Source organism: Burkholderia sp. 4NA327C6 (assembly GCF_005502655.1).
In the GTDB taxonomy this organism is placed as follows: domain Bacteria; phylum Pseudomonadota; class Gammaproteobacteria; order Burkholderiales; family Burkholderiaceae; genus Burkholderia; species Burkholderia contaminans.
In genome coordinates this window covers 51,493-71,159 of sequence record NZ_SCNZ01000045.1, presented here as the reverse complement: position 1 = coordinate 71,159, position 19,667 = coordinate 51,493, and the positions used below count along the sequence as shown (strand labels likewise).

The window sequence follows — 19,667 nt, the reverse complement described above, 5'->3', positions numbered from 1 at the left end:
TTCCTGTCCGGGCCGGGCTCGACGACGCTGCCGCTGGTGGTGTTCTCGCGCGTGCGGCTGGGGCTGAACCCGGAGATGAACGCACTGGCGACGCTGTTCATCACGGCGGTGACGATCGGCGTGATCGTCGTGAACCGGATGATGATCGCGCGCGAACGGCGCCGCATCGCCGACATGAAGGCGGCGTTCGCGGTGGCGTGACGGCAGGCCTCCTGCTTCAACGATAACAAGCATTGCAGACAAGCAAGACGCGCCGCTCCAGGGGGGCGCGCGATTCGATTCCGATTTGACAGGCGCACGACAAGGAGAATCCGCAATGAAGAAGAAACTGATCTGCCTGCTGGTGGCCGGCGCGTTACCGGGCATCGCGCTGGCCGACTCGACATCCGCCGAGATCAAGGCGCTGCAGGCGCAGGTCGCGGCGCTGCAGAAACAGATGAAGGCGATGCAGGCGCAACTGTCGGCGAAGGGCGGCACCGCGACCGCCCAGGCCGGCACGAAGGCAGCGGCCGGCGCCGCGCCGGCCGCCGTGGCCGTCGACCCGGGCTCGCCGGACTACGGCAAGGCGCAGGCCACGCTGACCAACGACGAGGTCGGCGAAATGAAGCAACAGATCGCGAACCAGCAGCTGAAGGTCGACTCGCTGACGGACGCGGCCAACACGGGCCCGCTCGCCGGCCTGTCGGTGACGGGTTACATCGATCCGACCTACATCTACAACCGCGCGGCCGGCACGTCGTCGTTCCTGTTCGCGAACCACGAGAACGCGTACAACTACTTCAACAGCACGTTCGGCGACCTCTACCTCGACATCAAGAAGACGTTCGGCGTCGGCCCGATGGCGCCGTCGGCGGAAATCACGCTGATGCCGAACCGCGGCAACGGCATCACGCTGCTGCAGAACTCGCGCGGCTCGATCACCGACAACCTGCTGAACACGGCGGTCATCAACGTGCCGATCACCGCCGAAACGACGCTGGTCGCCGGCCTGATCCCGAGCTTCGGCGGCTACGAGGTGCAGCAGTCGAACCAGATGCTCACGCTCACGCACAACCTGCTGTACGATTTCTCGGATCCGGGCAGCTACGTCGGTATCGGCGCGAACTACACGAAGGGCAACTGGGCGTGGAAGTTCTTCCTCGGCAACGAGCAGTACCGCACGTACGGTTCGGTCACGACGACGGGCACCAACGCGCTCGGCGATCCGATCACCACCAGCAACAAGGTGCCGACCTTCACCGCGCGCGCGGATTACACGTGGTCGAGCGCGCTCGATCTCGGCGGTTCGTTCAACATCGGCCGCCAGACGCTCGCGAGCGCGATCGATTCGAACGGCGTCGTCCATTACGGCCCGGGCGGGGCGGCACCGAGCGGCTACGGTTCGTTCTTCTTCGGCGAACTCGACGCGACCTACACGCTCGCCGACATTCAGTACAACGCGGAAGTCGACTACGGCCGTCAGCAGCATGCGGCGTTCAACGGCGGCCTCGCGCAGTGGTACGGGCTGTCGCTGCTCGCGCACCGCAAGTTCAACGCGCCGGTGGTCGGCCGCATGGGCGTGACGCTGCGCTACGACCTGCTCGCCAACTCGAAGAACGGCGGCGGCGGTGGCGGCATCGCGCTGAACGGCAACGGGATGGACCCGAGCAACGGCTTCGGCGTCGACGCGGACTGCCTCGCGCAGTCGAAGGCCGGCGGCGGCCTGGGCTTCGAGTGCAAGGGCGCGGTGCGCCAGGACGTCGCGCTCGACCTGCTGTTCTATCCGACCCAGCAGATCACCGTGAAGGTCGAATATCGCCACGACTGGGCGAACAACAAGGTGTTCCTGCGCAACGACGGGTCGTACGGCAAGTCCAACGACCTGCTCGCGACGCAGTTCATCTATTCGTTCTGACGCAACCCGCGCGGGACGCCGTGCCGCGTGCACGGCGTCCCGCGCCGTTTTTACCGGCCGGATGACGGTGCGCGACGCGCCGCCGCCGGCTGCAACGAGGGAGTCGGATTCATGACGCAGTCTTTCACCCGCCGCGCCGATGCGCTCGCGCGCGACTCGTACTACGAAGCGACGGCCGTGCGCCCCGCCGTGGACGATCCCGCGCTCGACGGGACGATCGACGTCGACGTCTGCGTGATCGGCGCCGGCTTCGCGGGCCTGTCGACGGCGCTCGACTGCCGTGCTCGCGGGTTGTCCGTCGCGGTAATCGACGCGCACCGGCCCGGCTGGGGCGCGTCGGGCCGCAACGGCGGCCAGGCGATCACCGGCTTCGCGAAGGACGAGGAGATCGAGCGGCAGCTCGGCGCCGACGGCGCGCGCGCCGCGTGGTCGCTATCGCTCGACGGTGTCGCGCTGATCGCCGAGCGGATCGCGCGCTACGGGATCGACTGCGACTTCACGCGCGGCTACCTGACGGTCGCGACGAAGCCGCGTCGCATCGACGATCTGCACGCATGGATGGACGCCGCAACGCGGCGCTGGGGCCATCCGTCATTGTCTTGGCTCGACACCGGCGAGATTCGCGCACGCATCGCGTCGACGCGCTATCTCGCGGGCGTCTACGATCCGCTGTCGGGCCACCTGCATCCGCTCAAGTACTGCCTTGGCCTCGCCGATGCCGCGCGCCGCGAAGGCGTCGCGCTGTATGCGCATACGCCCGCGCTCGACATCGTGCGCGGCGAGCGGCCCGTCGTGCGCACGCCGTCGGGCGACGTGCGCTGCCGGTTCGTCGTGTCGTGCTGCAACGCGGGCCCCGGCGGCGTGCTGCCGGCCGCGACGGCCGCGCGCATCGCGCCGATCGCGTCGTACATCATCGCGACCGAGCCGCTCGGCCAGGCGCGCGCCGATGCGCTGATCGCCCGGCGCGAAGCCGTGTGCGACAACAACTTCTTCCTCGACTATTTTCGGCTGTCGGCCGACCACCGGATGCTGTTCGGCGGCCGCGCGAATTCGGCCGGCGCTTCGCCCGCCACGCTCGCCGAAACGATCCGGCGCCGCATGGCCGGCGTGTTCCCGCAGCTCGGCGACGTGCGCGTCGACCATGCGTGGGGCGGCTTCGTCGACGTCACCCGCAACCGCGCGCCGGATTTCGGCGCGCTCGATCCGAACTTCTTCTACGTTCAGGGCTTCAGCGGCCACGGCGTCGCACTCACCGGCATCGCCGGGCGCGCGGTTGCCGGCGCGATCGCGGGCGACACGCGCGCGTTCGACCTGTTCGCGCGCATGCGCCACCGGCGCTTCCCCGGCGGCGACGCCTGGCGGCAACCCGCGCTCGAACTCGGGATGCTGTACCACCGCGTGCGCGAGCTGTTCTGAGCCCACTTCATCCGTTCTCCTGACCATGCAGACATTCGCCAACCAGCCGCACGTCGCGTCCTACTACGCGGCGACCGCCAACGATACGACCCGCCACGCGCCGCTCGCCGGCACGATCGATGCCGACGTGTGCGTGATCGGCGCGGGCCTCACGGGCCTGTCCGCCGCGCTCAACCTCGCCGAGCGCGGCCATTCGGTGACCGTGCTCGAAGCGTCGCGGGTCGGATGGGCGGCGAGCGGCCGCAACGGCGGCCAGTTGATCGGCGGGTTCGCGTGCGACATCGACACGTTCGGGCAGTTCATGCCGGAAGGCGACGTGAAACGCATCTGGGACATGGGGCTCGAAACGCTGTCGCTCGTGAAATCGCGCATCGCGCAGCACGACATCGACTGCGCGCTGGTGCCCGGCTACCTGACCGCCGCGAACACCGAGCGCGATGCCGACGGGCTGAAGCGCTGGCGCGACGAAGCCGCGAAGCGCTTCGGCTACGACCGCTTCCATTTCGTCGAAGCCGACGAACTCGGCGACTACGTGCAGTCCGAGCGCTATTGCGGCGGCCTGTACGACCCGGACAGCGGCCATCTCCATCCGCTGAACTACACGCTCGGCCTCGCCCGCGCGGCGACCGAAGCGGGCGTGCGGATTCACGAGGACAGCTGCGTGACGCGCGTGCGCGACGTCGCGAGCGGCCAAGTCGTCGAGACGAGCGGCGGCAACGTGCGTGCGCGCTTCGTCGTGCTCGCGTGCAATACCTTCGTCGGCACGCTCGCGCCCGCACTGTCGAAGAAGATCATGCCGGTCGGCACCTACGTGATCGCGACCGAGCCGCTCGGCGACGCGCGCGCCGCCGCGCTGATGCCTGCTCGCGCGGCGATCTGCGACAGCCGCTTCGTGCTCGACTATTTCCGGCCGGCACCCGACACGCGACTCGTGTGGGGCGGCAAGGTCAGCTATTCGACGCGGGAGCCGCGCGATCTCGCGGCGGCGATGCGCGCGGACATGCTGAAGACGTTCCCGCAGTTGGCGGACGTGAAGGTCGAGTACGCGTGGGGCGGCTTCGTCGACATCACGATGAACCGCGCACCGCACTTCGGCCGCATCGCGCCGACGATGTATTTCGCGCAAGGGTTCTCGGGGCACGGCGTGAACACGACCGCGCTCGCGGGCAAGCTGATCGCCGAGGCGATCAACGGACAGGCGAGCCGCTTCGACCTGTTCGACAAGATCCGCCACCGCGACTTCCCCGGCGGCGAGGCGCTGCGCACGCCGGCGCTGGTGCTCGCGATGAGCTGGTACCGGCTGCTCGACGCGTTCGGCGTGCATTGAACCGTCACGCGCGCGCCGGTTTCGCGGCGCCGCTACCATGCAAAACGGCTGCGCATTCGCGCAGCCGTTTTGCTTTGATGGCGCGCGCGATGCGCGTCAGTCGGTGCCGTACTTCGGCGAGTGCGGGCCGTACAGGAGGCCGGTCGGCGGCCCCGCCGTCAGCAGCCGCCCGCTCGTGAACGCGGCGACGTCATGGCTCTGGTCCATCAGCGTATTTGCGATCTGCTTGACCGCCGCCACCACGAGCATGCCGATCAGGCCGCCACCGCCGCTGTTGCTGCCTTCATCGCTCGCCGCGCTGGCCCGGCCCTGCCACAGCACGTCGCCGGTGCGCAGGTCGACGAGCTTGGCCGACGCGGACACGACCGTCGCGCTCGCGAGGATCCGGTACACGGTGCCGTATTGCGACACCTTCGTGTACAGCGCGGCGTCCGCGCCGAAGATCTCGCGCAGCTTCGCGGGCGGCGTCTCCTGAATCTCCGCCGCGTTGGTCAGGCCGTTCTGCTTGAAGGTTTCGTCCATCACCGCGACCGGCACCACGTAATAGCCGGACTCGGCGAGCGGCAGCGTCATCTGCGACAGCATCCCGTAGGTCGCGCCGACCTCGGAGGTTTCGTTGAGCGGGGGCAGCACGAGGATCGAGCGCGGCTGGCTCTTCTTGAACGCCGTGTAGTCGGGGCGTTTCACCGGCTGCGCGCACGCGCTCAGCAGCGCGACGAGCGACAGCACGGACATCAGCTTGAATGAGAGAGACTTGAACATGGCGGGCGCGTCACTGTTTGGCGGTAGTCGGATCGGCATTCTTCTGGCCGGCGATCGTCTGGTCCGCGCCCTTCTGGGCGGCGGCCTTCGGATCCGCGGCCTTCGGCGCGCCGGTTTTCTTCTTCAGCAGGAAATCCATGTAGGTCGAGGATTCCGGGAACAGCTGCTTCTCGGCCTGCAATTCCTGTTCAGCCTGCTGTTCGTTGCCGACGCTCGCGTACAGCATTCCCAGATGCGCATGGAAGCCCGGCGGAGGCGTATGGCCCTTTCCTCGGATCTCCTGCAGCGCCTTTTCGAGCGCGTCGATCTGCTCCTGCGGCGACTTCTGCCCCTTGAAGTACTCGTACACCTGCGGCTGATAGCCCGTCCACTGATACAGCGGCGGCGTGGAGCTCGCGCAGCCCGCGAGCAGCAATGCGGCGGCCGTCACCGGCAGCCAGTTACCCCGTTTCATGGTCTTTTCTCTTTTGATGTCGTGGTGATTCGATCGCCTGCGACGCCGGCCCCGGCGCGCGCGGCGCTTACGGCGCGGTCTTCAGACCACCGGCGTCGACCTGGTCGACAAGATGGTTCACGGCCTCCTGGATCGCGAGGTCGAGCACCTTCCCGTTCAGCGTCGAGTCGTAGCCGGCCGTGCCGCCGAAGCCGATCACCTCGCGGTTCGACAGGCTGAATTCGCCCGCGCCCTGGCTCGATGCGACGACTTCCGACGTCGTCGTATCGACGATGTTCAGGTTGACCTTCGCGTACGCGACCTGCGTCTTGCCGCGGCCGAGAATGCCGAACAGCTGGTGATCGCCGACGTCCTTGCGGCCGAACTCGGTCACGTCGCCCGTCACCACGTAGTTCGCACCCTTCACGGCCTGTGCCTTCTTCATGAAGCCGGCTTCCTGCTTGATCTCGTCGAGATTCTCGCGATCGAGCACGTTGAAGCGGCGGCTCTGTTGAAGGCGCGTGACGAGGATCGTCTTCGCCTGCCCGCCGAGGCGGTCGATGCCGTCGGAGAAGATGCCGCGCATGTAGCTCGAACGGTTGTCGAACTTGCCGACCGCGATCGCGACGGGCTTGCCCGCATACGGCTTTTGCGCGCTGCTGACGGCCGGCACGTCGAGCGTGCGCGACGATTCGGTCGCGCAGCCGGACAGCGCCGTGACGACGGCGGCCGCCACGAGAACGGTACGTCGTGTGTAGTTGCTCACTGCTGGGTCTCCTTGCGTGGAAAGAATGCCCGGAACGGGCGCGCCGGCTCGCGAACGATACGGCGCTCGGAACAGGTGCGGCGCGAACGGGCCAGCGTGCGCGTCAATGCGCGACGCGCCGGGCCGCGTTTATCGCCGCGTCGGTGAAATCCGGAATGCGAAAGGAATGCGCGCGCAACGGAAGGGTTGCGGCAAAAGGCGGAAAGCGGCGGGATACGCGAGAATCGCGTCAGTGCCCGTTACCCCGTTGTTCTGATGACTGCGCTGTTGGTCGCGCATGATCGGCCCCGTTCATGATTTTTCGCAATCATACCAAACGTGTTTATTGAAACGGGAGGTCTTTCAGTCAATTGACGAATTTTCATGTTGTTTGAGCCGAACATCGCTCAACCCCAGCCAGCACAAGCCCGGCAGGCCGCTTTATAGCGTTCGCCCGTTGTCCGCCACACGCGCAGCCGGATTATCGACTTTTAACGCATGCCGATTGATACTGAATAAGACTTCAGCACGCAATCGCAATATGTCGAGCGCAATCGTCGCGGAGAAATCGCATGTCTGATTGTGATCGACGCAGACAAGCCTGCGCGTCACCCCGGCCACCAGCACGGCGGCGCGGGACGACGCGCCGCCCCCGCTAATCCGCCACCTTCTGCCGCATCGTCACGAACTCTTCGGCCGCGGTCGGGTGAATGCCGATCGTGTCGTCGAACTGCGCCTTCGTCGCACCCGCGCGAATCGCGATCGCGATGCCCTGGATGATCTCGCCCGCATCGCGGCCGACCATGTGCGCGCCGACCACGCGCTGGCTGTCGCGCGCGACGACCAGCTTCATCAGCGTGCGCTCGTCGCGGCCCGACAGCGTGTGACGCAACGCCTTGAACGACGTACGGTAGATATCGACGTCGCCTTCGTACAGGTCGCGCGCGGCCGCCTCCGTGAACCCGACCGTCGCGACCTCGGGCTGGCTGAACACCGCCGACGGCACCCATTCGTGATCGGCCGCGACGCGCGACCCGCCGAACAGCGTGCGGGCGAGCAACCCGCCGTCGCGCGTCGCGACCGGCGTGAGCTGCGGCCGCGACGTGACGTCGCCGATCGCATGGATCGACGGCACCGACGTCGCCGAATACGCATCGACGGCGATCGCGCCGCGCGCGTCGAGCATCACGCCCGCCTGCTCGAGCCCGAGACCGTCGACGTTCGGCACGCGGCCGGTCGCATAAAGCACCTGGTCGTACGGCCCGTGCCGCGCATCGCCGGCGCGCACGCTCAGCGTGCCGTCGTCCGCGCGCTCGATCGACTCGACCACCGAGCGCGCATGGATCGTGACGCCCTGCTTCGTCATCTCGTCGGTCAGGAACTGGCGCACGTCGTCGTCGAAGCCGCGCAGGATCTTCTCGCCGCGATAGAACAGGTCGACGTGGCTGCCGAAGCCGTTGAAGATGCCCGCGAACTCGACCGCGATATAGCCGCCGCCGACCACCGCGATGCGCTTGGGGCACGCGGCGAGCGACAAGGCCTCGCGCGACGTGATCGCGTGCTCGATGCCGGGCCGCGGCGGCAGCGACGGGCGCGAGCCGGTCGCGATCGCGATGTGGCGCGCGCGGATCGTGCGCTCGCCGATCGCGACCGTGTGCGCATCGACGAGCGTCGCGCGCCCCGCGTGCATCTCGACGCCCGATTGCCGCAGCAGGTTGATGTAGATGTCGCTGAGCCGGTTGATCTCGCGATCCTTCGCGGCGATCAGCGCGGGCCAGTCGAGCGTGCCGGCGCCGAAGGTCCAGCCGAAGCCCTTCGCGTCCTCGACTTCATGCGGGTAGTGCGATGCGTAGACGAGCAGCTTCTTCGGAATGCAGCCGCGCAGCACGCAGGTGCCGCCGATCTGCTCTTCTTCCGCTATGCCGACACGCGCGCCGTAGGACGCGGACATGCGTGCGAGCCGCACGCCGCCCGAGCCGGCGCCGATGACGAACAGGTCGTAGTCGAAATCCATCGCATTCCCTCATCGCAGTTCGGATGAAGGCACGATAGCAAGATTCCGGCATTCTTGCGGCGCACGGTGCAGCTACGCGCGCACCCAATAAAAAACGGCGAGAGACGTTGCCTCTCGCCGGTCAAACCGGCTGCCGGGTGTGTCATGCGTCACCGATCGACCGCATGCCCGACCTGCCGGCTGCGCGGCACCGGTCCGCCCGGGCGCGCGAAGGGCGCCCCACGGCCGGACCAGCCGCCATGCTCATGCCTGCGACGTGTCGCTGCCGTCCGTCGCCTGCGTGTCGTCCGCAGCCTGTTCGGGCTGGTCTTCCTTCTTCTTCTCGATCAGGCCTTCGAGCGCTTCCGCACCCTTGAAGCCGGCGACGGCAGCGGCCGCCTTGGTCAGCAGGCCCGCATCCGGATCCAGCTTTTCCGCGCCTTCGACAGCGGCGACTGCGCCAGCGATTTCACCCACGGTGTTCAGGATACCCATCGTCATCCCCTTTCAAGAAAATCGTGAGCGCATCGTCCCACGAAAAAAACCGGCGGACCGTGATTGTCATCACCGGATACACAAGTTCCGCACCAGGCCGGCCGCACTCGCCGAGCGCGACCGGAACGACGCACGCGCGCGCCTGGCGGCACGCAACGGGCGATGCACGCAGCGTAGCGGAAAGCCTTCGCGCGCACTGTAAAAGTATGTTCTGGATTGCCGACGAAACCCTTACGGCGCGGGGGTCGCGTGATGAAGCATTCGCCGAATAGTCGTGCGCGCGTATGAAGGTCGCGTGACGAAAAAAAAGAGGCGCCTCGCGGCGCCCCTTCGATGCATGCCGGACGACTGCCGGCGCATGCGTTCCGACGTTCGTCAGAAGATATTGCGCAGACCGATCGCGATGCCGGTCTGGTTGCTGCGACCCGGCAGCTCGACGTTCGCCGCGCCGTTCGTCTTGTTGAAGTCGACGGTGCCGTAGACTTCCGTGCGCTTGCTGAGCGCGTACTCGGCGATGCCGACGACCGCGTAGCGGTTGCCGCTCGCGAGCGTGCCGTTGGTGGTCATCGCATTGCGCATGTGGTCGTAGTAGAACGCGCCCGTCAGCGTCAGCGGCGCGCTGACCTGCCAGCTCACGCCCGCGAACGGACCGTCGTCGATCCGGCCGGTGCCCTTCGCGACCGGAATCGTCTGCTGTGCGAGCAGGCTGTCGACGAAGCCCGTGTCGTCCTTCGAGCGCAGGTAGCCCGCGTAGATCTTCGCCTTGCTGAACGCATACACGACGTTCGCGTGGTAGATCGTCTGCTTGCGCGCCGAGTTGTCGCTGTTCTGCTGCGCGCCGGCCGCGATGCTGAGCGGGCCCATCACGTACGACAGCGACACGCCCCACGCATTGCCCTTGCCGAGCGAGCCCGGAATCTGGCCCGAGAAGCCGCCCGCGCCGGTCGATTCGTAGTTGGTGCCGGTCGAGTACATCGCCTTCGCGGTCAGGCCTTCGAACTTGCCCGTGTACTTGATCTGGTTGTCCGCATACAGGCCGCCGCCGAGTGCGACCGGCAGCCATGCGTTTTCGAGGTAGTTACCGACCGTCAGCGGATCGTAGGTGTCCGACAACAGGTCGAACAGCGGCGTCTTCTGGCGGCCGAGAGTCACCGTGCCGTACGGGCTCTGCAGGCCGACGTACGCTGCGCGGTTGAACAGGCGGCCGCTGTCGGCGAACGCGCCGTTCTGCAGGTTCACGCCGCTCTCGAGGTTGAACACGGCCTTCAGGCCGCCGCCGAGGTCTTCCGTGCCGTAAATGCCGAAGCGGCTGTTCGTGATCGCGCCGTTGGTCATCGACAGCAGGCCGTCGTTCTTGGCGTTGGCGTTGGTCAGGTAGCGGATGCTGGCGTCGGCGACGCCCCAGAGCGTGACCGAGCTTTGTGCGGCCGCGTACTGGCTGGCAAATGCGAGCGCGGCGCCCCCTGCGATGGCTGCGAGTCGGGTGGTCTGCTTCATGAGCTTTCCCTTTTGTAGGTGTCTCCATTCATGGCCGGCCGCTTGCGCAGCCGGGTGGCGATCGCTCGCGTTCTTGGCGCGCGCGATGTGGGCTGAATCATATGACGAGTGCAATCGCCGAAAGAAATTGAAATGCGCGGTAACGCCGGAACTGTCGTCCGCGCACAACGTTGCGGCGCGCGAAGCATGCCCGGCGTGCGGCGGGCGCCGCACGGCTTACGGTACGTCGGATCTGTAAGGATCTCGCAGCAGGTGCCGCGCAACGGGCGCCCGCAGGGGTGCGCCTGCGGGCCGCGCGGTCACGCGGCCGCCGCCGGCCCGCCGTCGGCCGAGTGCCGGCGCCACGCGCGCCGCACGATTTCCGCGAACGCGCCGACGAGCAGCAGCACGGCGCCCCACAGCGCGACTTCGGGCATGAGCCGCGTCACGAGCCCGCCGACCACCGCACCGGCCAGGAAGCAGAAGCTGATCGTCGCGAGCAGCGCCGAATCGTGCAGCGCGCCCGCGTCATAGCGCGGGATCAGCCCGACGAACAGCTTCTGCGCGGCGCGCCGCAGGTTGCCGGTGGTCATCACCGACGTGTACGAGAGCTCCTCGAGATGAGTGAACGACAGCGTCTGCAGCGTCGCGACGAACGAGATGCCCGGAATCAGCCAGCCGCTCGACGCGCCGACGAGGCCGCTCGCGGCGACGCCGAGAAACGCGATCTCGACGAGCAGACACGCGAACGCCGTGTGCTTCATCCAGCCGCGCTGCGCGGCAAGCCCGAGCAGGTGCGCGACGAACACCGCGATCGTGAAGCCGACGAGCGGCGGCACGTGATGCAGCGCGGCGGCCCATTCGCCGGCCGACAGGTTGATGCCGAGCAGCGCGACGTTGCCGGTCATCGTGTTCGCGAACACGTGGCCGTGGCCGACGTACGTGTACGCGTCGAGGTATCCGCCGGACAGCGTCAGCAACGCGGCGACAGTGAGATTGCGGCTGGCGCCGTCGAGATCCATCGAGCCTCCCGTGAAGATTCGCGCCAGTATGGCCTACGGGCGGTCAACGTGCGCCGGTCACTGCCCGATGCCCGTGAGCCCGATCAGCGCGCCGCCCGCGAGCAGCCACAGCGGATGGATGCGCGTGCGCCACGCGAGCACCGCGCACGCGGCCGTGATGCCCCACTGGATCGCGGTGCGGTTCGATGCCTCGGAGATCAGTACCGCGCTCGCCGCGACGAGCCCGGCGGTGACCGGCATCATCCCCTGCTGCACATGGCGGCGCCACGGCCGGTCGCGAAAGCGCTCCCACGCATGCAGCGCAAGCACGGTGACGATCGACGACGGCCCGAACTTCGCGAGCGACGCAACCAGCAGCCCGCTCCAGCCGGCCACGTGCCAGCCGACCAGCGACACGATCATCATGTTCGGCCCGGGCGCCGCCTGGGCCAGTGCGAACAGCGCGGTGAACTCGTGCGCGCTCATCCAGTGATGGACGTCGACGACCTGCCGCTGCATCTCCGGCAGGATCGTGTTGCCGCCGCCGAACGCGAGCAGCGACAACTGGCTGAAGATCGTCGCGATGGCGATCAGCGTGTCGTTCATGGCCGGCCTCCTTGCTGCGTGTCGCGCGCGGCGGCTTGCGCCGGCTGCGGCGTGCCCGCGTCGCGGCGCCGGGACGCGAGCCACACGCTGACGGGCGTCAGCACGAGCATCGTGGTCAGCAACGGAATGCGCAGCACCGCGATCGCGACGAACGCGAGCGCCGCGATGCCGGCCGCCGCCCGCGCATGCCGCAGCGGCTTCAGGACCTTGACCGCCATCGCGACGAGCAGCCCGGCCGCCGCCGCCGCAAGGCCCGCGAACAGGTGCTGCACGCGCGGATCGTTCTGCGTCTTCGCGTACAGCACGCCGAGCGCGACGACGACGAGCGTCGGGCCCGCGATCAGCCCGAGAATGCCGGCGAACGCACCGGCGACGCCGCGAAAGCGCATGCCGACGGCCACCGACAGGTTGATCACGTTGCCGCCCGGCAGGAACTGGCACAGCCCGAGCAGATCGGTGAATTCGTCGGCGGAGAGCCACTTGCGTTCTTCGACGATGGTGCGCCGCGCGAACGGCAACGCACCGCCGAACGACATGAGGCCCAGCGACAGGAAACCGGTGAACAGCTCGGCGAGGCCGACGCTGCGGGGTGATGCGGCCGGCGGCGGGGCGGCCGGCGGAGAAGCGGATTGCATGGGGTTCCTTATCAAACGGTGAACCGAGGTTACCGCCGTTCGGAATACCGGCAAAACGATTTTATCGGCGCGCCCTTGTGATCTAGAATCACAAGCATGGCACGCGATCTCCCGCCCTTTTCCGCGCTTCGGGCCTTTGAAGCCGCGGCACGACACGAAAGCTTCAGCGCCGCCGGCGACGAGCTGCATGTGACTCACGGTGCCATCAGCCGGCAGATCGCCGGGTTCGAGGCCTGGCTCGGCAAGCCGGTGTTCCACCGCTACGGCAAGCGTGTGAAGCTCACCGACGAAGGCCGCCGCTACCTGGACACCGTGCGCGCGGCGTTCGACAGCATCGCGCTCGCGACCGAGCAGTTGCGCAACACCGGCGCGGCACGCGTGCTGCGCATCAATGCGCTGCCCACCTTCGCGATGAAATGGCTGCTGCCGCGCCTGTCGCGGTTCCAGCGCGACGTGCCGAACGTCGAGCTGAAGCTGTCGACGTCGAACGCGCCGCTCGACGCGCTCGACGGCTTCGATGTCGCGATCCGCCGCGGCCCCGGCCACTGGCCGAACTGCACGAGCGGCCACTTCCTCGACGAAAGCGTGATTCCCGTCTGCAGCCCCGCGCTGCTCAAGCGCGCGCCGATCGCGCGCGCGGACGATCTCGCGCGCCACGTGCTGCTGCATTCGGATACGCGGCCGGAAGGCTGGCGCGACTGGTTCGCGGCGGCCGGCGTGGCGATGAAGGGGCGCAAGCGGCAGTCGTTCGACCACTTCTACCTGGCGCTGCAGGCGGCCGTCGACGGCCTGGGCGTCGCGCTCGGCCCGTTGCCGCTGATCGACGACGAGCTCGCGAGCGGCCGGCTGGTGATGCCGCTGGACGGGCCGCGCATCGCGACGCGCAGCTACTGGTGGATCGCGCCGCGCGCGCCGGCGGACGATCCGCTCGTCGCGCAGTTCTGCGCGTGGCTGCAGACGCAGTCGAACGTCGGCGCGTAGCGCGTCGACGTTCGACGCCAAAGATGACGCGGGCGGCAGGGCGCCGCCCGCCGGAAGCTCAGACCACCGGGCCCGGTTCCTTTTCCTTGCGCAGAATCGCGTACAGGATGATCGCGCCGAACGTCGCGGTGCCGATCCCGCCGAGCCCGAAGCCGCCGATCTTCAGCGAGAAGTCGCCGGCGCCGAGCACCAGCGTGACGGCCGCGACGATCAGGTTGCGGTTGTCGGAGAAGTCGACCTTGTTGACGACCCAGATCCGCGCGCCCGTCACCGCGATCAGCCCGAATACGACGATCGACACGCCGCCGAGCACCGGGCCCGGAATCGTCTGGATCACCGCACCGAACTTCGGCGAGAAGCCGAGCACGATCGCGATCACCGCGGCAACCGCGAACACGAGCGTCGAGTAGATCCGCGTGACGGCCATCACGCCGATGTTCTCCGCGTAGGTCGTCACGCCCGTGCCGCCGACGCTGCCCGACACGATCGTCGCGAGCCCGTCGCCGATGAACGCGCGGCCCACATAGCGATCGAGGCTGGTGCCCGTCATCGCGCTGACGGCCTTGATGTGGCCGAGGTTTTCCGCGACCAGGATCACCGCGATCGGCGCGAGCATCAGCATCGCGTGCGGATCGAACACCGGCGCGCGGAAGCTCGGCACCCCGAACCAGGCCGCCTGCCCGACGATCGAGAAATCGATCGGCTTGCCGAGTCCCATCCCGTTGGTCGCGACCGCATAGATCACGTAGGCGATCACCAGCCCGACGAGGATCAGCAGGCGCTGCACCATGCCGCGCGAGAACACCGCAACGCCGCCGACGCACAGCACCGTGACGAGCGCCATCACCGATTCGAAGGTCGAGCCCGACACGCCCTTGACCGCGATCGGCGCGAGGTTCAGCCCGATCACCGCGACCACCGCGCCGGTCACGACGGGCGGCATCAGCGTCTCGATCCAGCGCGTGCCGATCGCCTGCACCAGCAGGCCGAGCGCGACGTACACGACGCCGCACGCGACGATCCCGCCGAGCGCGACCGGGATGTTCGGGTTCGGGCCGCTGCCGCCGTAGCCGGTCACCGCGATCACGAGGCCGATGAACGCGAAGCTCGAGCCGAGGTAGCTTGGCACGCGGCCGCCGACCAGCACGAAGAACAGCAGCGTGCCGATGCCCGACATGAAGATGCACAGGTTCGGGTCGAAGCCCATCAGCAGCGGCGCGAGCACGGTCGAGCCGAACATCGCGACGACGTGCTGCACGCCCATTGCGACCATCTGCGGCCACGCGAGGCGCTCGTCGGGGCCGACCACGCGCGAGGCCGCGCCGGTCGATTGCACCCGCCAGCGCGGGAAATAGGAATCGGACATGGGGAAAAGGGCTCCTGTCGGTCGCCGGCTGCGGAGGATGCGCCGGTCTGGAATCTGGCGCGAGTTTACGGAGCGGAAATGGGGCTGGCAAGCGGGCCGCAAGCAGGCCGATAAGCGGGCCGACGAGCGGGGCCGACGAGCACGATGCGCGGCTTGCCGCGTGTGCGAAACGGGGCACGATGGTGCGCCCCGGTGAAGCGCCCGCCCGCGCGGGAACCTGCGCGGGCGGCGATCGGCGCCGGCCGGGACGCAAGCGTGCGCTCACATCGCGGCCGGCGCGGCTGACATCAGGGGTTGATGTACTGGAACAACGACAGGTTCTGCAACTGCGCGTAAGCCTTCTGCGAGCCCGTCAGCGCGTTCTGCATCTGCAGGAACTGGCTGATCGTCGTCACCATGTTGGTGCTCGTCAGGTCGGACAGGTTGCTGGTGACCTGCAGCGACGCGGTCTGGTTGACGGTCTGCATCGCCTTGACTTCCTGCTCGCGGCCACCGACCGATGCCTGGATCGTCGTGACGTTGCGCATCGTGTTGCCAAGCTTGGTCGAGCCGGTCATCAGCGCGTTCTTCAGCGCCGTGGTCGCCACCGGGTTGCCCGTCACGGGCGTCTTCAGCGCCGCGATCATCGCGTCGAGCGTCGAGAACACGTCCGAGCCGCCGCTCGCCTGCGGCGCCGGCTCGACAGCAAACTTGTCGCCGGCGGACGGCGTGCCCGACACCGCCACCGTCATTCCGCCGCCGAGCGAGATCGCCGCGCCCGACGAATAGGCCTGCGCCGGCGTGGTGGTCGGCGGGGTGACCGAGTTGTCGGTCACGGTGTAGGTCGGCGCGGCGGCCGTACCGCCAAATGTGATCGAGAACTGATGGCCGTTCGTCGCGATCGCCGGGTTCGTCACCGTGACCGCGCCGATCGTGCCGGTGCCCGTGTTGCCCGCGAGGGCCGACGGCACCGGCGAGCTGCCGATCGCCTGCACCGACATGAAGACGGCCGCGCCCGAGTCGCCCTGCGACACGGTGCTCGAATCGGCGATCTGCACCTGGCGCGTGCCGGTGTCGCCGACATAGTTGACGCTGCCGCTCGACGTCGTCGAAAACGGCGCCGCCGAATTCTTCGTGCCGGCGAACAGGTAGTTGCCCGCGCCGTCGTTGGTGTTCGCGAGCGTCATCAACTGGTCGCGGTAACCCTGCAGCTGCGTGGCGAGCGCCGAGCGGTCGCTGTCGGACATCGAACCGTCGCCGGCGCGCACGAGCAGCGACTGCGTGTTCGTCAGCACGGTGCTCACGCTCTGCAGCGTCTGGTCCTCGGCCTGCAGCGACGCGAGCGCCGCGTTCTGGTTGGTCGCGTACTGCGACAGCGTCGCCGACGTCATCGACAGCTGCACGGCCTGCGCCGCGCCGGCCGGATTGTCCGCCGCCGTCTGCAGGCTCACACCGCTCGAGATCTGCTGATACAGCTGCGCAAGCTGGGCCTGCTGATCGTTCATTTGTGAAACGTTCAGCTGGAAGAACTGGGCGCTGGAAATCCGCATCGCTTCTATCCCTCGAATCCGGTCAATTGAACAGGCCGAGCACGGTCTGGAACAGCGTCGCCGCCGTCTGGATCACTTTCGCGTTCGCCTGGTAGAACTGCTGGTATTGCATCAGGTTGGCCGCTTCCTCGTTGGTGCTCACGCCCGACACCGACTGCTGCGCCTCGGTGATCTGGCCGATCAGCCCGGTCTGCGCGGCGCTCGACGATTTCAACTGGGTCGTCGTGTTGCCGATGCCGTTCACGTAGCTCGCATACGCGCCCGTGAGCGTCGTCGTGCCGTTGCCGAACGCCTTCGAGTTGACCAGCTTCGACAGCGCGAGCGCGTTGGAGCCGTCGCTGGTGCCGCCCGCATACGGCCCGATCGTGAACGAGTCGCCGGTCGCCGGTGCGCCGGACAGCGTGACGCTCACGCCGTTGAGCGCGCCCGCGGCCGTTCCCGACATCGTCATCGTCGCGCCGGCCGCCGGATCGTACGGGACGGTGTCCGTCGGGGTGTTGATCGTGACCGACGTCGGCGGCGTGGTGCCGATCGTCACCGTGGTGCCGACCGGGAAACCCGTCAGCGTCTTCGCCGTCGCGTCATAGGTCAGCTTGGTCGTCGGCACTTGATAGCCCGCGGTTACGCCGCCCAGCGTGATCTTGCCCGTGCCCGTGTTGGTGCTCGCCGCCGACGTGACGGCCGGCGATGCCGCCGCGATCGCCAACGCGCTCGTCGTGGCGAGGCCGAAGCCGTTCAGCGCGCCGCGCGTCGGCAGCACGGTGAACTTGTCGCCGGCACTCATCGAGCCCGTCGGGATCGAGAAATTCAGGCCGCCGAGCGAAACAGGCATCGGCCCCGCCTTCTGGTCGACCACCGCGCCGCTCGCGCGGTCGGTCAGCGTGTAGTTCGCGCCGTCGAAGGACAGCGTGTAGTCGCTCGCCGTCGGCTGCGACGCGTTCGCGAACGACACGGACAGCGTCGCGTTGCCGGTATTGCCCTGGTTCGCGTACACGGTCGGCGACGGCGTCGTGAACAGGTTGCCGCCCTTGTTGCCCGACAGGTCGATGCCGAGCGCGTTCTGCGCGTTGACCTGCGCGGCGAAGCTGGTCGCGATCGCGCCGAGCTGGGCCTGTGCGGGGTCGAGCGTCTGGCTGCGGAACGCGAGCAGGCCGCCGAGCGTGCCGCCCGACAGCGACGAATCGGGCAACGCCTGGTTCGGCCCCTGCGGCTTCGCGCCGGCGATCCCCTGCGACACGACGGTCAGTTCGCTCGGATCCGACGGCGACGTGACGGCCGCAAGCTGGTAGCTCTTGTCGGCGACGACGAGCGGTTGGCCGCCCGACATGAACACGCTGTAGCCGCTGTCGTTGCGCACGACCTGGATACCGGCCAGGCCCGACAGGTTCGACACCGCGAGGTCGCGCTGGTCCAGCAGCTGGTTCGGCGGCTGCCCCTGGCTGCTCGCCGCCGAGATCTGCTGGTTCAGCTGCGCGATCTGCGCGGTGTACGTGTTGATCTGCGACACGGTGCTGGTGAGCTGCGTGTTCACGCTCTGGCGCAGCGCGTCGTACTGCTGGCCGGCCGCGTTGAGCTGGTTGGCCAGCGTCTGCGCGTTGCTGATCGCGGTCTGCCGCACCGACGGGTCGGACGCGTTGTTCGCGACGTTCTGCAGCCCGGTGAAGTAGTTCGTGATCCCGGTCGAGACGCCCGCCGTCGGGCTGCCGATGTAGTTGTTCAGCTGCGCGACGAGCGTGTACCACGTCGACAGCGCGCCGCCCTGCGTCTGCGCGGTGTTCAGCTGGTCGCTCAGGTACTGGCTGTACTGCCGCTGCACGGTGACGGTGTTCACGCCTTGCGGCATGTAACCGCTGCCCGAGTATTGGCTGCTCGCTTCCGCATACACGGGCCGCTGGACCGAATAGCCGGGCGTCGCCGCGTTGCTGATGTTGTTGCTGGTCGTCGTGAGGCCCCAGAGCGCGGCATTCAGGCCGCTGACGCCGAGGTTCATGAGTGTGTTGGACATGCGCGATCCTGATGAGCCGGCCGCGCGTCGCGGCCGCCGGGTTGCGTGACTCCCGGTATAACGGCCGCCAATCGAAAAAATTGAGGAAAAAATGTACGCGCGACGCGCACTCGTGCGTCGCCGGTTCTGGCGTGCGGCCGAGGGTGCCGCAAACGCCGTGCGGGCCGCCCCGGGCGGGGCCGGCCGCCGCTTGCGCGTCAGGCCCGCGCGAGCGAGCGGCGCTTCATCTCGAGCTGCGTGATCAGCCGCTGCAGCGTGTTTTCCGCGCTGCCCGGCAGCGACATGTAGCGGAAGCCGAGCTGGAAGCGCCGCGACCCGTTCGGCATCTGCGTCGAACGCTGCGACACGAGCTGCAGGTCGAGCGACAGCTTGCCGTGGCCCGTCAGCTCGAGCTCGACGTCGGGCAGCAGCGTGCCGACCTCGAGCGCCTCGACGCGTTCGTCGGCCGTGCGCAGCCCCACGCCGCCGAGCGACAGGTTGTGCACCTCGAACAGGAAGCTTTCGCCGTCCGGCAGCTTGCCGCGGCACAGGAACGGATCGACGATCGGCGCATCGACGCGGAAATATTCGCGGCGCTGGATGCACATCAGCACGTCGGGGAAATCGGCGACGAACGCGGGCAGCCCTTCGTAGCGCGTCTCGCGCGGCGTACCCGTGGAGAATTCGACGCGCACGCCCTCCGGCGCGGCCGCGAACGTGCAGTGCGACGCGCCGAGGATGCCGGCGTTCTGCTCCGCCAGCGCACCCCAGTCGAACGTAAACGTCCGTGCGCCGACATCCACCTCGAGCAGGCGCGTGACGAGCTGGCCGCCCGGGTACTGGACGGTCAGGAAATCGCCGCGATTGACGAGGTTGCGCAGCTGCACGCCGATTTCCAGCGGATTGCGGCGGGCATAGTCGGGCCCGGAGTGGCCTGCATCCAGGCTGGGGTCCGTCGACGTTTCGATATTCATGGCTAGCCGGTCTTTCTTGTCATGGGCGCCCGGGCAACCGGTGCGCAATA

Annotated in this window: 17 protein-coding genes and 1 pseudogene; 5 read left to right on the top strand and 13 right to left on the bottom strand. The window is 68.0% G+C overall.

Annotated features, from left to right (window positions below; genetic code table 11):
- The 4 genes and pseudogenes from FFS49_RS32765 to FFS49_RS32750 all read left to right on the top strand — a co-directional run.
- Positions 1–201: pseudogene (locus FFS49_RS32765) on the top strand (putrescine ABC transporter permease PotI); the annotation flags it as partial.
- Positions 202–316: 115 nt separating this feature from the next.
- The gene (locus FFS49_RS32760) at positions 317–1,894 is read left to right on the top strand and encodes a DUF3138 family protein (protein WP_046544258.1); all 1,578 of its coding nucleotides are present in this window, start codon (positions 317–319) and stop codon (positions 1,892–1,894) included.
- 111 nt (positions 1,895–2,005) lie between these two features.
- On the top strand, positions 2,006–3,310 hold the full coding sequence (locus FFS49_RS32755; RefSeq protein ID WP_105817510.1) for an FAD-binding oxidoreductase: 1,305 nt from the start codon (positions 2,006–2,008) through the stop codon (positions 3,308–3,310).
- A gap of 25 nt (positions 3,311–3,335) precedes the next feature.
- A complete protein-coding gene (locus tag FFS49_RS32750; protein WP_105817509.1) occupies positions 3,336–4,637 on the top strand; it encodes an FAD-binding oxidoreductase in 1,302 nt (433 codons plus the stop codon).
- Positions 4,638–4,733: 96 nt separating this feature from the next.
- On the opposite strand, the gene FFS49_RS32745 is transcribed toward FFS49_RS32750, so the two are convergent.
- The 9 genes from FFS49_RS32745 to FFS49_RS32705 all read right to left on the bottom strand — a co-directional run bounded on the left by FFS49_RS32745 (position 4,734) and on the right by FFS49_RS32705 (position 12,783).
- Positions 4,734–5,399 (bottom strand): DUF799 domain-containing protein, encoded by a 666-nt coding sequence (locus FFS49_RS32745; protein WP_105817508.1) that lies wholly within the window; start codon positions 5,397–5,399, stop codon positions 4,734–4,736.
- Between the two features lie 10 nt (positions 5,400–5,409).
- Positions 5,410–5,853: a DUF4810 domain-containing protein gene (locus FFS49_RS32740; protein ID WP_105817507.1), complete on the bottom strand. Its 444-nt coding sequence runs from the start codon at positions 5,851–5,853 to the stop codon at positions 5,410–5,412.
- 67 nt (positions 5,854–5,920) lie between these two features.
- Positions 5,921–6,598, bottom strand: coding sequence for a CsgG/HfaB family protein (locus FFS49_RS32735; RefSeq protein WP_105817506.1), 678 nt, complete (start codon positions 6,596–6,598; stop codon positions 5,921–5,923).
- A gap of 634 nt (positions 6,599–7,232) precedes the next feature.
- A complete protein-coding gene (gene gor / locus FFS49_RS32730) occupies positions 7,233–8,591 on the bottom strand; it encodes a glutathione-disulfide reductase (RefSeq protein WP_105817505.1) in 1,359 nt (452 codons plus the stop codon).
- Between the two features lie 243 nt (positions 8,592–8,834).
- Positions 8,835–9,065 (bottom strand): hypothetical protein, encoded by a 231-nt coding sequence (locus FFS49_RS32725; RefSeq protein ID WP_039369187.1) that lies wholly within the window; start codon positions 9,063–9,065, stop codon positions 8,835–8,837.
- A 375-nt stretch (positions 9,066–9,440) separates the two neighbouring features.
- The gene (locus FFS49_RS32720; RefSeq protein ID WP_071335211.1) at positions 9,441–10,562 is read right to left on the bottom strand and encodes a porin; all 1,122 of its coding nucleotides are present in this window, start codon (positions 10,560–10,562) and stop codon (positions 9,441–9,443) included.
- Between the two features lie 299 nt (positions 10,563–10,861).
- Positions 10,862–11,563: a YoaK family protein gene (locus FFS49_RS32715; protein ID WP_105817504.1), complete on the bottom strand. Its 702-nt coding sequence runs from the start codon at positions 11,561–11,563 to the stop codon at positions 10,862–10,864.
- Positions 11,564–11,620: 57 nt separating this feature from the next.
- Positions 11,621–12,148 carry a chromate transporter gene (locus FFS49_RS32710; RefSeq protein ID WP_039369134.1) on the bottom strand — a complete coding sequence of 176 codons (528 nt, stop codon included), beginning with the start codon at positions 12,146–12,148 and terminating at the stop codon, positions 11,621–11,623.
- The gene (locus FFS49_RS32705; RefSeq protein ID WP_105817503.1) at positions 12,145–12,783 is read right to left on the bottom strand and encodes a chromate transporter; all 639 of its coding nucleotides are present in this window, start codon (positions 12,781–12,783) and stop codon (positions 12,145–12,147) included. The genes FFS49_RS32710 and FFS49_RS32705 overlap by 4 nt, the downstream gene beginning before the upstream one ends.
- Positions 12,784–12,879: 96 nt before the next feature.
- Between FFS49_RS32705 and FFS49_RS32700 the strand changes: the two genes are divergently transcribed.
- Positions 12,880–13,764 (top strand): transcriptional regulator GcvA, encoded by an 885-nt coding sequence (locus FFS49_RS32700; RefSeq protein ID WP_039369140.1) that lies wholly within the window; start codon positions 12,880–12,882, stop codon positions 13,762–13,764.
- A 58-nt stretch (positions 13,765–13,822) separates the two neighbouring features.
- On the opposite strand, the gene FFS49_RS32695 is transcribed toward FFS49_RS32700, so the two are convergent.
- The 4 genes from FFS49_RS32695 to FFS49_RS32680 all read right to left on the bottom strand — a co-directional run bounded on the left by FFS49_RS32695 (position 13,823) and on the right by FFS49_RS32680 (position 19,617).
- Positions 13,823–15,130, bottom strand: a complete 1,308-nt coding sequence (locus FFS49_RS32695) for a solute carrier family 23 protein (RefSeq protein ID WP_071335214.1) — start codon at positions 15,128–15,130, stop codon at positions 13,823–13,825.
- Between the two features lie 287 nt (positions 15,131–15,417).
- The gene (flgL, locus tag FFS49_RS32690; protein ID WP_105817502.1) at positions 15,418–16,659 is read right to left on the bottom strand and encodes a flagellar hook-associated protein FlgL; all 1,242 of its coding nucleotides are present in this window, start codon (positions 16,657–16,659) and stop codon (positions 15,418–15,420) included.
- A gap of 22 nt (positions 16,660–16,681) precedes the next feature.
- Entirely contained in the window at positions 16,682–18,664 is a 1,983-nt protein-coding gene (gene flgK / locus FFS49_RS32685; protein ID WP_105817501.1) for a flagellar hook-associated protein FlgK, read from the bottom strand.
- A gap of 197 nt (positions 18,665–18,861) precedes the next feature.
- Positions 18,862–19,617: a flagellar brake protein gene (locus FFS49_RS32680; protein WP_039369150.1), complete on the bottom strand. Its 756-nt coding sequence runs from the start codon at positions 19,615–19,617 to the stop codon at positions 18,862–18,864.
- Positions 19,618–19,667: the final 50 nt, after the last annotated feature.